At 63.4% G+C, this 14,215-nt stretch carries 14 protein-coding genes; 11 read left to right on the forward strand and 3 right to left on the reverse strand.

All coding sequences use genetic code 11. The features are described 5' to 3' along the window. Positions 1–5: 5 nt before the first annotated feature. Genes QOS90_RS13780 through QOS90_RS13805 form a run of 6 tightly spaced genes read left to right on the forward strand, consistent with a single transcriptional unit; the run spans position 6 to position 5,998 of the window. Entirely contained in the window at positions 6–578 is a 573-nt protein-coding gene (locus QOS90_RS13780) for a cupin domain-containing protein (RefSeq protein WP_085272870.1), read from the forward strand. Further along, complete coding sequence (locus tag QOS90_RS13785) at positions 575–1,567, forward strand: fumarylacetoacetate hydrolase family protein (protein WP_085272869.1); 993 nt, start codon at positions 575–577, stop codon at positions 1,565–1,567. The genes QOS90_RS13780 and QOS90_RS13785 overlap by 4 nt, the downstream gene beginning before the upstream one ends. After that, positions 1,558–2,538, forward strand: coding sequence for an NAD-dependent epimerase/dehydratase family protein (locus tag QOS90_RS13790; protein WP_027593290.1), 981 nt, complete (start codon positions 1,558–1,560; stop codon positions 2,536–2,538). Before QOS90_RS13785 ends, QOS90_RS13790 begins: the two co-directional genes overlap by 10 nt. A gap of 11 nt (positions 2,539–2,549) precedes the next feature. Further along, on the forward strand, positions 2,550–3,338 hold the full coding sequence (locus tag QOS90_RS13795; protein WP_027593289.1) for a cyclase family protein: 789 nt from the start codon (positions 2,550–2,552) through the stop codon (positions 3,336–3,338). 18 nt (positions 3,339–3,356) lie between these two features. Beyond that, the gene (locus QOS90_RS13800) at positions 3,357–4,994 is read left to right on the forward strand and encodes an arylsulfatase (protein ID WP_085272868.1); all 1,638 of its coding nucleotides are present in this window, start codon (positions 3,357–3,359) and stop codon (positions 4,992–4,994) included. Beyond that, positions 4,991–5,998 carry a formylglycine-generating enzyme family protein gene (locus QOS90_RS13805; RefSeq protein ID WP_085272867.1) on the forward strand — a complete coding sequence of 336 codons (1,008 nt, stop codon included), beginning with the start codon at positions 4,991–4,993 and terminating at the stop codon, positions 5,996–5,998. Before QOS90_RS13800 ends, QOS90_RS13805 begins: the two co-directional genes overlap by 4 nt. 124 nt (positions 5,999–6,122) lie before the next feature. Here QOS90_RS13805 and QOS90_RS13810 read toward each other — a convergent pair whose 3' ends face one another. The 3 genes from QOS90_RS13810 to QOS90_RS13820 all read right to left on the reverse strand — a co-directional run bounded on the left by QOS90_RS13810 (position 6,123) and on the right by QOS90_RS13820 (position 9,515). Then, a complete protein-coding gene (locus QOS90_RS13810) occupies positions 6,123–7,058 on the reverse strand; it encodes a VOC family protein (RefSeq protein WP_027593287.1) in 936 nt (311 codons plus the stop codon). A gap of 22 nt (positions 7,059–7,080) precedes the next feature. Next, entirely contained in the window at positions 7,081–8,238 is a 1,158-nt protein-coding gene (locus QOS90_RS13815; RefSeq protein WP_027593286.1) for an alpha/beta hydrolase family protein, read from the reverse strand. Between the two features lie 353 nt (positions 8,239–8,591). Continuing rightward, entirely contained in the window at positions 8,592–9,515 is a 924-nt protein-coding gene (locus QOS90_RS13820) for a LysR family transcriptional regulator (RefSeq protein WP_027593285.1), read from the reverse strand. A 218-nt stretch (positions 9,516–9,733) separates the two neighbouring features. On the opposite strand from QOS90_RS13820, the gene QOS90_RS13825 reads away from it, so the two are divergent. The 5 genes from QOS90_RS13825 (at position 9,734) to QOS90_RS13845 (ending at position 14,141) form a co-directional block, all read left to right on the forward strand. Next, positions 9,734–10,861: an FAD-dependent oxidoreductase gene (locus tag QOS90_RS13825; RefSeq protein WP_085272866.1), complete on the forward strand. Its 1,128-nt coding sequence runs from the start codon at positions 9,734–9,736 to the stop codon at positions 10,859–10,861. Between the two features lie 64 nt (positions 10,862–10,925). Beyond that, a complete protein-coding gene (locus QOS90_RS13830; RefSeq protein WP_027593283.1) occupies positions 10,926–11,315 on the forward strand; it encodes a Rieske (2Fe-2S) protein in 390 nt (129 codons plus the stop codon). After that, on the forward strand, positions 11,297–12,220 hold the full coding sequence (locus QOS90_RS13835) for a LysR family transcriptional regulator (RefSeq protein ID WP_085272865.1): 924 nt from the start codon (positions 11,297–11,299) through the stop codon (positions 12,218–12,220). Before QOS90_RS13830 ends, QOS90_RS13835 begins: the two co-directional genes overlap by 19 nt. Positions 12,221–12,328: 108 nt before the next feature. Next, a complete protein-coding gene (locus QOS90_RS13840) occupies positions 12,329–13,711 on the forward strand; it encodes a metal-dependent hydrolase family protein (protein WP_085272864.1) in 1,383 nt (460 codons plus the stop codon). Next, a complete protein-coding gene (locus QOS90_RS13845; RefSeq protein ID WP_085272863.1) occupies positions 13,704–14,141 on the forward strand; it encodes a GlcG/HbpS family heme-binding protein in 438 nt (145 codons plus the stop codon). Before QOS90_RS13840 ends, QOS90_RS13845 begins: the two co-directional genes overlap by 8 nt. The last annotated feature ends 74 nt before the right edge of the window (positions 14,142–14,215 follow it).

A 14,215-nucleotide genomic window follows, 5' to 3' on the forward strand; every position in this document is an offset into this window, starting at 1 on the left:
TTTTCATGCAAGCACTTCCCCCATTCCAGCGCGTGGTCACCGGCCACGACAACGAGGGCCACGCCGTGGTCACCCTGGTAGGCCCTACGCCCAACAACTTCCCGCTCAAGGCGGTGCCCGGCACCCTGTTCTATGAGGTCTGGAACAGCAGCGTCAGCCCGGCGCTGCTGGACAATGGCGCCGACCCAACCGACAAGCCCCTGCAGCTTTCCCCCGGCGCCCAGGGCAGCGTGATCCGTGTGGTGGATATCCCGCCGGACAGCGTGCAGAACCAGGTCAGCGCCGAGGAGGCCGCCGCGGCCTTCGCCGAGATCGGCCAAGCCCATGCAGGCACTGGCAAGGCTGACTCCAGGCACAAGCTCATGCACCGCACCGAAACCCTCGACTACGGCCTCGTCACCGAGGGTGAGGTGTGGCTGGTGCTCGACGGCGAAGAAGTCCACCTCAAGCGCGGCGACATCGTGGTCCAGCGCGGCACCAACCATGCCTGGAGCAACCGCACCGAGAGCATGGCGCGGATGGTCTTCATCCTGCTTGACGGCCACTACGCCCCCGAACTCAAGGAGATGCTGCAATGAAGCTTGCCACACTCGACGACGGCAGCCGCGACGGCCGCCTGCTACTGGTTTCCTGTGACTTGAGCCGTGCGGTGGACGCCGCCGATATCGCCCCCACGTTGCAAGCGGCCGTGGATGACTGGCCGAACGTGGAGGCCGACTTGCGCGGCCGCTATGATGCCCTTAACAAAGGTGAACTCGCCGGTGCCTTCGACTTCGAACCCAACCGCGTGATGGCGCCGCTGCCGCGTGCCTGGCAATGGCTGGACGGCTCGTGCTTCCTCAGCCACGGCGAGCTGATGCAGCGCGCGTTCAACCTTGCGCCCATCGAAGGCGTAGAGTCCACGCCGCTGATGTACCAGGGCGCCGGCGACGACTTCCTTGGCGCGCGGCAGGACATTGCACTGCCCAGCGAGGCCCATGGCATCGACTTCGAAGGCGAGTTCGCCGTACTGGTGGACGAGGTGCCCATGGGCTGTACGGCCGAGCAGGCACTGGCGCATATTCGCTTGGTACTGCAGGTCAACGACGTCAGCCTGCGGGCGTTGGCGCCACGGGAAATGAAGACCGGCTTCGGCTTCGTCCAGGCCAAATCCTCCTCCAGCTTCGCCCCGGTCGCAATTACCCCAGACGAGCTGGGAGGTGCCTGGCGCGACGGTCGCGTGCACCTGCCGCTGAACGTGGAGTGGAACGGCCAGTGGTTTGGCCACCCGCATGGCGGCGCCATGCACTTCGGCTTCCATCAGTTGATCGCCCATGCCGCACTGACCCGTCGCCTTGGCGCCGGCAGCGTGATTGGCTCTGGCACCGTTTCCAATGCCGACCGCAGCGTGGGGTCGGCGTGTATTTCCGAGCGCCGCGCCATTGAAATGATTGAACACGGTGCGCCGCGCACCGGCTTTCTGCAATTCGGTCACCGCATTCGCATGGAGGCGCGCAACACGGATGGTTCACCGTTGTTCGGTGCCATCGACCAGCAGGTAGTCCAGGCAGCCCCGCCATGCGCGTGATGATTACCGGAGCTGCCGGTTTCCTTGGACGCTTGCTGGTGCAACGACTGCTGGACAAGGGCCAACTGCGCGGCCAGCCGTTGGAAGCGCTGGTGTTACTGGATCGGCAACTGGAGGGTTTTCCTTCCGACCCGCGCCTGCGCTTGCTCGCCGGCAGTATCGCAGAACCGACCCTGTTACGCCGCGCCCTGGCCGATGGCGTGGATGTCGTGTTCCATCTGGTGAGCGTCCCCGGCGGCGCAGCCGAGGAGCACTATGCATTGGGCCGGCAGGTGAATCTGCTGGCGACCCTGGAACTGCTCGATCAGTTGCGCAACGCTGCGCGGCCACCGGTGCTGGTCTACGCCAGCAGCGTGGCCGTGTACGGCGCGCAACTACCGGCACGCATGGACGAGCAGTGGATGCCGCGTCCGGCGCTGTCTTATGGCGCGCACAAGGTCATGGTGGAAACCCAGCTCAATGACCTCGCCCGCCGTGGCGAGGTAGATGGCCGCGCATTGCGGCTACCGGGCATCGTCGCAAGGCCCCGCGAGCCGAATGGCTTGCGTTCGGCCTTCATGAGCGACCTGATGCACGCCCTTGCCGCGGGAGAAAACTATTGCTGCCCGGTATCGCCGCAGGCCACCGCCTGGTGGATGTCGGCGCGTTGCTGCGTCGACAACCTGCTGCATGCCGCCGAACTGCAAAACCCCGGCCCTCAGCGGGTGTGGCAGTTGCCAGTGCTGCACCTGGCCATGGACCAAGTGGTCGAGGCTCTGGTCGAGGCCTTCGGCGACGACCGTCGGGCCTTGGTGAGCTACCAGCCGAACGTGGACCTGGAGGCCCTGTTCGGCCGCTATCCGCCTTTGCGTACCCCGCAATCGCGAGCCCTGGGATTTCATCACGATGGCTCTGCCCAAACCCTGGTGCGTAACGCCCTTAGCCTGAGCCAACGCCCGCGCCATGCGCGCGCGTCATTACAAACCCTTTGAGACCTGCTGCCATGACCCTTGCCCGTAAACGCCGCCTCGTCGATCTCTCGGTAACGCTGGACAACAACCCCTACACCGACCCGCCGCCGCTGCTGCCCAAGATCGACTACATGGACCACCAGCAGGGTTGGCCAGAAATGGCCGCGATGTTCCCTGGCCTGTCCCTGGACCAGATGCCGGGGCACGAGTCGTGGGCAGCAGAGCGCCTGTCGATCACCACCCACAGCGGCACCCACATGGATGCGCCTTGGCACTACGCCTCTACCACCGACGGCGGCAAGCCGGCGTTCGGTATCGATGAGCTGCCGCTGGAGTGGTGCCTGCAAGCGGGAGTGAAGCTGGACTTTCGCCACCTGCCCGATGGCCATGTGGTGACTGGCGCCGAGGTGCACGCTGAGCTTTCGCGTATCGGCCATGAGTTGCAGCCGCTGGACATCGTGCTGGTGAACACCCGTGCCGGCAGCCTGTTCGGCGAGCCGGGGTATCTGGAAGCAGGTGTCGGCATGGGCCGTGAAGCCACCCTCTACCTGCTGGAGCGCGGCGTGCGGGTCGTGGGTACCGACGCTTGGAGCTGGGACGCACCCTTCAAGTACACCCGCGAACGCTTCGCCGAGAGTGGCGATGCGTCGATCATCTGGGAAGGCCACAAGGCTGGGCGCGACATCGGCTACGGCCAGATGGAGAAACTGGCCAACCTTGATAGCCTGCCGGCCAGCGGCTTTTTGGTGTCTTGCTTCCCTTACAAGATCAAGCATGCCTCGGCCGGCTTCGTCCGCGCCGTGGCCATCTTCGAAGAATAAGAACAGGAGCAACTCCCCATGCGATTACGCGTACTGTTGGCGGCCTTAGCGTGCCTTGCGCCAGTGCTCGCCGATGCGGCCGAGCGCCCCAATATACTGCTGATCGTGGCCGATGACCTGGGCTACTCCGACCTCGGCGCCTTCGGTGGTGAAATTGCCACACCGAGCCTCGATCACCTGGCGGCCAGTGGTCTGCAGCTGACCAGCATGTACGCTGCGCCGACCTGTTCGCCGACCCGATCCATGCTGATGTCCGGCACCGACAACCACCTGGCCGGGCTGGGTACCATGGCCGAAGGGATGCAGCCATTCCAGCGAGGCAAGCCAGGCTATGAGGGCTACCTCAACCAACAGGCGCACTCCATCGCCGGCCTGTTGCGCGATGGTGGTTACCGTACCGCCATGGTCGGCAAGTGGCACTTGGGCCTGGCCCCGGAGCAGGGCCCGGACCGTCGTGGCTTCGAGCAGTCTTTCACCCTGCTCGAAGGGGGTGGGGTGCACTTCAAGCCCGCCCCTGGCTCGACCGCGAAGATCGAACAACTCTCTTACCGCGAGAATGGCAAGCCAGTGGAGCTTCCGGATGACTTCTACTCCACGGACTTCTATACCGACAAGTTACTGGCGTACCTGAGGGCGGGGCAGGGCAGTGGCAAACCCTTCTTCGCGTATGCGGCTTACACCTCGCCACACTGGCCGTTGCAAGCACCGCAGGCTTACCTGGATAAATACCGCGGTCGCTACGACGGCGGCTACGACGCGGTTCGCCAGGCGCGAATCGAGCGCATGAAAGAAAAAGGCCTGCTGCCTGCCGAATTCCAGAGCGCCGCGCCGCTCCCGGTCACCCCGCAGTTGCCTGGCTGGGACCAACTGGACCCCCAGCGCAAGCGCATCGAGGCGCGCAAGATGGAGATCTACGCCGCGATGGTGGACAACCTCGACCACAACGTCGGTCGCCTGCTGGAATACCTGCAGACCAGCGGCCAGATGGACAACACCTTGATCGTTTTCATGTCCGACAACGGCCCCGCTGGCGAACGCCACGAGCAGTACTACCCCGCCGGTCCGAATACCGACAACCGCCTGGAGAATCTCGGCCGACGCGGGTCGCAGATCGACTACGGGCTGCGCTGGGCAGAGGTGAGCGCGGCGCCACTGCGGCTGTTCAAAGGCAGCACCGCCGAAGGCGGTATCAGCGTGCCGGCCATCGTACAATTGCCGGCCAGCCTGCGTCGCCAGGGGCTGGAGCGTGGCGTGGCACGGGTGGATGACCTAGCGCCGACCTTCCTCGCTCTGGCGGGTCTGCCGGACCCGGGTGACCAGTACCAAGGCCAGCCCAAGCATCCCATCACCGGCAGCTCCATGCTGCCGATGCTCGAAGGCAAAGGCCGGGCTGAGCCGGTAATGGCCGGTGAGCTGTTTGGCAGCCGCTATTACCGTGAAGGTAACCTGAAACTCCTTGGCCTGGTGCCCTGGAGCATGCCGGGCCAGCCCCAGCCACCGTTGCGTTGGCAGTTGTTCGACTTGTCGCACGATCGCGGCGAGCAGCACGACCTCTCCGCCAGCCAGCCGGAAACGACGCAACGCTTGCAGCAGGCCTGGCAGGACTACGCCCGCCGTGTCGGAGTGGTCGCACCGCCTCTGGCCAAGGCCCCATGAGGCGCCAGCTCTTCGTCGTCGGTTGCTTGAGTGTGCTGGCCCTGGCGACGGTAGCTGCGCGGCCGCCCACCAGCCTGCCCTTGGGCAATGTCGCCGGTTGCGAGGCCTACGGTGGCTTGCCGGCGGGTTGGGGCAACGACCCGCTGGCCGGGATGGTCCGCGTCAGCGGCGGGCGCTTCACCCCCGGCACTGATGGGGGTTACCCGGATGAGCGACCGTTCGCCCCAGTGCACGTGGGCGACTTCTGGATCGATCGCACCGAAGTTACCCGCGCGCAGTTCGGCGCCTTTGTCGAGGCCACCCATTACATCACCGAGGCTGAGCGCTCCGGTGGCGCCGCGTTGTTCCACGTACCGCTGGACACGGCCAGCGGCGGGTCGGCGTTGCCTTGGTGGCGTTACGTAAGGGGTGCTGACTGGCGCCACCCATCGGGCCCGGACGGGCCGTTGGCCAACCTGGACCAGTACCCAGTGACCTTGGTCACCCTGGCGGACGCCCAGGCCTACGCACAGTGGCGCGGCAACGACCTTCCCAGCGAGGCCGAATGGGAATATGCAGCGCGCGGCGTTGACCCCTCGCAACGTCTCGGCGAGGAACCACGCGACAGCAACGGCCAGCCCGCCGCAAATTACTGGCAGGGCGTGTTCCCCGTGCATGACGCAGCCGAGGACGGTTTCGCTGGCGTTGCCCCAGTGGGCTGTTTTGCCGCCAACGCCGCTGGGCTGTTCGACATGATCGGCAACGTTTGGGAATGGACGGCAGATGCCCAATGGGGGCCGCTGATCAGTCACGCCAATGGCGATCCGAGCCAATTGCGTAGCGCGCTTGCACCGTCGCGTCCTCAGGTCATCAAGGGTGGCTCCTACCTTTGCGCCGCGTCCTATTGCGCCCGCTACCGCACGGCGGCACGTGAGCGCCAGGATGCGGACCTGGCGACCTCTCATGTGGGCTTTCGCACCATTCGCCGTATCCCGCCAACAACCTTGACCCACTCGGAGTGGTAGGGTAGTACAAGCAGTCTGAATGACCCCTCGCCAACCGGTTTGCCGGGAAACGAAGAGCGGGTCGCCCCAGGGTATAGGGGGCGACCCGCTCACGGCGTGTCAGCGTTCGTGGAGCCACCCACCCTCAATGTTTGGGTGGCGGGCCGCCAGGGGCCCATTTTTCCTGGTAATGGAAGAGGAAGTACTGCGAGTTATCGGCACCGGGCGCTGCAACCCGCGCGGTCCAGCGCTCGTCATGCAGGTCCATGTCGGCGTCGTATTCCACGTGGCAGCCCATGGGGCTGTTGAAGTACCAGAACCAGTTGGACCCCAGCTGGTGACGCCCTGGCCCCCAGAACGACTCATAGCCTTTCTCGACGAAGCGGGTACCGGCAATCATTACCTCGGTTGGGCCACCCATGTGGAAGGTAAAGTGTTCGATACCTTTCATGAACGGCGGCGTCTGGATCAGGAACAGGGTGTGGTGGTCCTGGGTGCCAGCCGGGCGCAGGAAGGGGCCGGTGTCGACGAAGCGGTCGGTGCAGACAAAGCCCAGGCGGGTGTAGAACGCTTCTGCCTTGGCCTGGTCAGGCACGAAATAGACCACATGCGACAGGCTGCGTGGCAAAGCCGGCATGTCGTCGCTGGCGCCCAGCGAGTTGATGGCGCGGCCCAGCTGTGCGCCGGGGGCGTTGCTTATTTCGCCGGGCATCACCAACGGGCGGCGCAGGGTGATGCGAAAACCCAGGGCGAAGCCCATGTCGTCCACGACGCGCAAAACGCCGTCCTCCCCACGCACAACGGTGCGGTCCTTGGAAAGTTCGGCCTCGATGGCCTGCAGGGTGGCTTCGTCGGCTACGCCGTAAACGGTTTCGCGCAGGGTGTTCGCAGTCTCCATGGCCTTGGGCAGGCGTGGGTCGTCGCGGTGGCGAATTTCAATGCCTGTGCCGTCCAGGGCCTCAAGGTAGCCGCCGGCTTCGTCCAGCTTGCCCGGCTTCAAACCGTAGTCGGTGAGGTATTGCACGCAGGCGTCGACGTTGTCGACGCCGAACACAAGGTAATCAGGTCCGATGATCTTCATGGTCGGTTTCTCTTCTTGTCTATCAGGCGGTACGACCACCGAGGTTTTCGGCGACCCAGTCGGCGATGTACTGGCCGGCGTTAATGGAGTTATCGAAGCTGGAGTGCTGCACACCGCCTTCGCGCGGGGTGAAGATCTTCAGTTCGCGCTTGGGGCTATTGACCAGTTGTTCGTAGGTGCGGTGGGCCCATTTGAGCGGGATCTGTGAGTCCTGCTCGCCATGGGTGACCAGGAACGGCACCTTGATCCGCTCCACGACGCCGTCCAGGTGGACGTTTTCGGCGATGGTCATGAATTCGTCGATGTTCTTACCGCCCCAGACCCAGCGCACGTGCTCCCAGTAATGCGGCACCGGGAAGCTGCCTTCGCGTTCCAGGCGGCGCTTTTGCACGTCGCGCCAGTCGTGGTTGGCGCCCCACACCACGCCACAGGCAAAGCGCGGCTCGAAAGCCACCACACGCGGGCAGTAGTAGCCGCCCAGCGACACGCCTTCGCAGCCGATGCGCTTGGGGTCCACATCCGCACGGGTTTCCAGCCAGTCGAACACGCGGCTGCCCCAATGCTCGGCGTCATAACGGGCTTTCAGGTCGTGCAGGCGCAGCGCTTCGCCGGTGCCCGGCTGGTCGATCACCAGCGATGACACGCCCCGCTTGGCGAGCCAGGCCGGCAGGCCAACTCGGTATTTCATTTCTTTCGTGGAATCCAGGCCGTTGAGTTGCAGCAGTAGAGGCGCCGGCCCCTGTACGCCTTCGGCACGGATGAATAGCCCGGAAATGACTTTGCCCTCATAGGGGATCTCGACCCGCTCGCAGTTCTCGCCGGAGAGCGCGATGCCGCGGGCGAAGGTGTCGAGGAAGCGTTGGTAAAGCTCCATGCGACCTGGGGCGCCGTGAGCTTGCAGGCGTTCACCTGTGAGGTAGTAGGTTGCGGCACGGTTGTACTTTTCGCCGGCCGAAAGCAGGCGGCCTTTCTCTTCGTCCTCGCGGGCCAGGTCGCAGAGTTTGTCGGCCGTCTTCGACCAGGCTTCTCGAAAGGCGCGGGTTCCGTCGGCGTCAGGTTGCTTGGCGGCTTCCTGAAGCGGTTCGCACATTTCGACGATTTCACCGATGCGCGCGCCCATCTCGATAGCGAGGTTTACCGAGAGGTTCCAAACGTAGTTGGTGGGGAAATAGCGGAACATATTGTTGTTTTTCCTTCTTCTGGTCCTGGCCGCAATCGACCCTGCATAGCCAGGGCTATCGCCCGAGGCGCTGTTCGCAGATCGGCAGGGCTCAAGTCGGGCAACCCGGTGTGAACGCTCCCGCATCAGGCAGTGGCGCGGGCGTCGGCCGCCCCTTGGGGCAGCTTGCGCAAGCTCGCATGGGCCAAAGGATTGGACAAATCGCTTGTTCGGATGCCAGCTATCGGATTGTGAGATACCTGGCGTGCCGCCGTAACGGCAGGCATGGCGAGCGCTGAGGGCACGCATCGCCAGTATCGATTGGTTAGCGCATCCGGGACGGGGCTGTAGCGGGACCCCGGATGCCGAGGGGCTCAAGCGGTAACGGCAGACTCTGGGCGGCTGACCATCTCCGTCAGCTTTTCGCGCAGCCAGCGCAGCATGGGGTCACGGTCCAGGCTGCGGTGCCAACTCATGTATTCCTGCATGGCCGGCAGCTCCACCGGCGGCGGCAAGATGCGCAGCGGCAGGTTGCGTGCATAAAGCCGTGCCAGGCGGCTGTGCATGGTGGCGATGCGTTGGGTCCCAATGACCAGTTGCGCCAAGGTATTGAAGTCATGGGTGATGACTTCCACGCGGCGTTTGCAGCCGTATTGGCTCATGAACCACTCCTCTATGCCGGGCGTACGGCTGCGCCCGAAGGCGACGCCGACATGGCCCAGCTCAAGGTAGCGTTCCAGTGTCAGGCGCTCGCCGATGCTGTGGTTCTCGGCGCACACCACGCAGACGTGCTGTTCGTCGAACAAGAGCTGTGAGGGGTGCTCCTTAACGATGAAGTGCTCTGGCGCGATCATCAGGTCCACTTCGCCGCGCATGAGCATTTCCATCGCGGTCTGGCCGGGGCTGATGAGTTCGAAGGTGATGTTCGGGGCTTCATGGTTGATCTCGCGAATCGCCTCGGCGAACAGCACGCTGATCAGGTAGTCCGAGGCCATGATGCGGAAGTGACGTTTACTCTCGGAGATGTCGTGCACTGGTTTGGCGGTGATGGAGGTCTGGATTTTCAGCAGTACGTCGCGAACCGGTAATGCCAGTTCCTTTGCCAGTGGGGTGGGCATCATCTTGCGGCCCACCTGCACTAGCAGGTCATCTTCGAAGTAGGTCCGCAGGCGTCCGAGCACACCGCTGGTGGCCGATTGGGTCATGTGCAGGCGGGCGGCGGCACGGGTGATGTTCTGCTCTTCGAGCAATACATCCAGCGCCACCAGGAGGTTCAAATCCAGGTGTTTAAAGCGCATCACGGGCATCTCTTGTTGTATTTATTTTCGCGATACCCTGCATCCCGACTAACGATTAGTCAAATTGTTCCTGCCTTCCTAGCCTGTGCTCCTAGGGCCTCTCTGATGTCGTGCTATCCAGCCGCGCTGGCGTGGTCCCGGTCAAAACACTGTTAATGCTCGGGTTGTCACGCTCGCGATCGACCCTGCGCTCCCACAACAAGAACAAGGATTCATCCATGAGCAGCGATATCAGCAAGGTACTCGTAGTCGGCGGCGGGATTGGTGGCCTCTGCGCGGCCATCGCATTGCGCCGCCAGGGCATCGCGGTGGACCTGGTGGAAATCAAGTCCGAGTGGACCGTCTATGGTGTCGGTATCATTCAGCAGAGCAACGTGGTGCGAGAGATGGCCCGCCTCGGCGTGCTCGAAGGCTACCTCGAAGCGGCCTACGCCTTCGAGGACGTTGGCATCTACGATCTGCAGGGCAATGCCCTGGTGCGCATCCCAGGCCAACGCCTGGCCGGCCCGGAGTATCCCGCCAACGTCGGTATCTCGCGCCTGTCTCTGCACCAGGTGCTGAGCACCACTGCGATCGACCTTGGCACCCAGGTACGCCTTGGCTTGTCGGTAGAATCCTTCCAACAAGACGCGGCCGGCGTAGATGTGAGCTTCACCGATGGCAGCGCTGCTCGCTACGATTTGGTTGTGGGGGCCGACGGCGTTTACTCGAAGATTCGCGGCATGCTCTTTGGCGACACCTACAAGCCGCGTTTCACCGGGCAGGCCGTGTGGCGCTACAACTTTCCTAGACATCCTTCCATTGATCATCTGGCGAGCTATGTCGGTGCTGAGGGCAACGCCGGCCTGGTACCGCTGTCCGACGACCTGATGTACATGTTCTCCACCTCCCACGAGCCGGGTAACCCCCGCTATGAGCCGGCACAGTTGGCCGAACTGATGCGTGACCGCATCAGTAAGATCGCAGGCCTAGTGGGCGAGCTGCGCGAGCAGATTACCGACAGCAGCCAGGTGGTCTACAAACCCATGGAAGTGGTGTTCGTCAATGAACCTTGGTTCAAAGGCCGTGTGCTGCTGATTGGCGACGCGGCTCATGCAACCACGCCACATTTGGGGCAGGGCGCCGGGATGGCAATCGAAGACGCGCTGGTTCTGAGCCTAGAGCTGTGCGGCAGCGGTTCGGTGGAGGAGCGGCTTGAGCGTTTCATGACGCGCCGCTTTGAGCGCTGCAAGTACATCAGCGAGAACTCGATCACGGCCGGGGAGAGGGAAATGGCCCGTGACGCGACGTTCGATCGCATCGGACTGACCAAGGCGATGCTCAAGCTGACCGCCGAACCGATCTGAAACTGCTAGCCGTGGCGGCTATTCCGGTGATTACGCGCTCACCCCCTGAGTTATCGAGGTCTCTGTGTCCCAGGATTTGACATTGCTCTGCCGCGACGACCAGTTGCAGGAAGGCCTTGCACGTGGGTTCGACCCCTGGGCCCAGGGGCGTGACACCGTGCTTGCGTTGCGTTGGCGTGGCCAGGTGCGTGTCTATCGAAACCTGTGTCCGCACCTGGACGTGGCCATGCAGTACCGCAAGGACCGCTTCATGTCTGGCGATGGCCGGCACATCGTCTGCTTTGCTCATGGTGCGCTGTTTCAACCCGACAACGGCTTCTGCGTGCTTGGCCCCTGTCAGGGCCAGTCGCTGCAAGCACTGATGGTAAAGGTCGACGTTTCGGGAAATGTTTGGCTGGAGGAGGGTGGCCCTCGGGCAAACGATGAGGCTATTGCGTGCGCTTCCATGGACTAGACCTGAACCTGCTGGTGGTGCTGGACGCTTTGTTTGTCGAGCAGCACGTCACGCGCGCCGCGGTGCGCCTGCACCTGACCCAGTCAGCGGTCAGCGCGGCCCTGGGTCGCCTGCGGGAGCACTTTAACGATCCGCTGTTCGTCCTCGTGGGCGGCGCCATGCTGCCCACGGCGCTGATGCAGTCGCTGCACCCACGTATCGACCAGGTACTGGAAAACGCGCGGGGCATTGCCTTCGCCAATGCACGCTTCGACCCGGGAGCGGCGCGCCGCAAGTTCCGCATCATTGCGTCGGATTATGTGATCGCGGTGCTCATGCCGGCGCTGATGCGACGGTTGGCCAGCCTTGCGCCCCAGGTCGACTTGCAACTTCTCACGCTGGTGCCGCTGCGCGGTGCCGAGCCGGGCAGCCTGGTGGATGAGGCCCTGGAGCACCGGCACTGCGACCTGGTGATCCTGCCGCTTGCCCATGGCTCGGCGCGTCATCCGCAACAACCGTTGTTCGAAGACAGCTTCAGCGTCATTGCCTGCAGGGATAACTGCGCCCTGATGGACGGCCTCACGCTGGAGCATTACTTGGCAGCGCCACATGTGGTCCGCGAGACCGGCGCAGGCGCCCAGGGCAGCATGGAAGCGGAATTTATCGCAAGCCAGGGGCTGGCGCGGCGGGTGGCTGTGGCTGTGGACCAGTTCGCGTTGATACCGGAATTCATCGTTGGCGGCCCCTGCCTATCGACCCTGCACAGTCGCCTGGCGCACCTCTACGCGCAGCGCTTTCCTCTGCGCCTGCTGCCACCACCACTCGCCATTCCCGCCACTCTGCAGGTGATGCAATGGCACGCCTACCAGGACAGTGACCCGGCGCTGGTCTGGCTGCGCCAGTTGTTGGCGGAGGTGGCGGGCTGACCACGACGGCTATCAATTTCTGTCATGGCCGGCTAGCAGGAATCTTCACTTCCTCAGGCATTGGCTGCCCAATACCGTGTCGGTACGACAACAACAGGACAGACCGCCATGCCCAGACTTCACGTTCACTGTGAAACCCTCTTTACTGGCCTTGAGGACCAGGCTCGCCACGACCAGGTGCTGATCATCGAAAAGGGTGTGTTCACCCATGTCGGCCCTCGTCAGACCGCTCCTCAGCCATTGCCTGGCGAACGCGTGATTGACACTGGCGGCCACTTCGTCATGCCCGGCCTGGTGGATGTCCACACCCATCTGGTGTTCGGCAACGCCAAGAGCGAGGAAGACATCGACCTGCACGTCTCGCCGGAATTTCGCGCCCTGCGCGGTCTGTTTTTTACCCAGCATGTACTGGCCGCCGGCTACACCTCGGTGGTGGTGCCGGGTGACGCCGGGCATTGCAGCATTGCCGTACGCAACGCTATCAATGCCGGTATGTTCACTGGCCCACGCATTGCCGCCAGCAGCAATGTAATCGCCAACCGGCAGAGCCTGAACGATTGGTTCCCCAGTTGGGTCGGTACGCCTGAGTATTTCTCTGGCCGCCTGTGCGCTACCCGCGACGAGCAGATTGCGGAAATCCGTCGCCAGGCCAAGGACGGCGTGGACCTGATCAAGATCGCTATGGACGGCCCGCACATGCGTCCTAACGGTGAACATATCGCTGCGTTCACTCAGGACGAGACCTGCGCCATGGTCGAGGAGATCCACCGCCTTGGAAAAAAGGTCGCCGTGCATGCCTATGGCCGCGAAGCGGTGCTGTATGCGGCGAAGGCGGGGGTGGACGTGATCTTCCACGGGTTTTTCCTAGACGATGCCTGTATCGAGGCAATACTCGAATCGGGTAGTCACCTCGCTCCGACCTTCACCATGCTCGCCAACAACGTCGAATTTGCCGAGGATTACGAGCCTTCGACCCGCTGTGGTTACGCTGCGATGCAGCGCCGTGTGATCGAGGTGGGTTGTCGCAACTTGCGCCGCGCTCGGGAAGCCGGTGTGCCGTTCATGACCGGCAGTGACAGCGGTTTCGCCATCACTCCCTACGGTGAATGGCACGCCCGTGAAATCGAGATTTTTGTCGACTGGTTGGGTTTCAGCCCTGCCCAGGCATTGCGCGCGGCAACCTCGGTTGCCGCGCGGATGATGCCCGTGGCGCAGCAGGTGGGCGCCATCGAGGTTGGCCGTCGCGCCGACTTCATCTGTGTTGATGGCTCCCCCCTGCAGAACGTCTCGATTCTTCAGGAGCGCGAGCGCATACGTGACGTGTACCTAGGCGGGCATCGCGTGGAGGCCCAGGTACCGGGCTACGATCCCTACAAGGTCAGTGACTTCAACACGGTGAAATGGGCCGAACTTCACACCCGGCAACGGGCCGTGGAAATGGGCAAGCGCAGCGCACCTGAACCTGAGCAGGAGGTAGGCCGGCATGAATAAGCTCACCCTGGAACTGGCGTCGCAGATGGTCGACACTGCGCTGGCAGAGGGCCGGCGGTTAGCCTTGCAGCCACTTTGTGTTGCGGTACTGGATGCCGGCGGTCACCTGCTGGCGCTCAAACGCGACGAGCGCGCCAGCCTGCTGCGACCGCAAATCGCGTCGGGCAAGGCCGCCTCAGTTCTGGGCATGGGCTTTGGCGGCCGCGAACTTGCCCGTCGTGCTGCCGCGCTTCCTGCCTTCTTCAATGCATTGAGTGACCTGGCCGGCGGCAATATGGTTCCGGTGCCCGGCGGGGTGCTGGTGCGTAATGGGGCAGGGGAAGTGATCGGCGCTATCGGTATCAGCGGTGACAGCTCCGACAACGATGAACGCTGTGCCATTGCCGGTGTGCTGGGGGCAAACTTGATGCCCGACAGTGGGGCATGTTGATAGGAAAAAAGCCACTTTTGCCACTGCGGCTTGGGTGGCTTTTCTCATTTCATACGCTTATTTGGTGCGCTCAG

The sequence above is a fragment of the Pseudomonas sp. LAIL14HWK12:I10 genome, assembly GCF_900184205.1.
GTDB classification, from domain to species: Bacteria; Pseudomonadota; Gammaproteobacteria; order Pseudomonadales; family Pseudomonadaceae; genus Aquipseudomonas; species Aquipseudomonas kermanshahensis.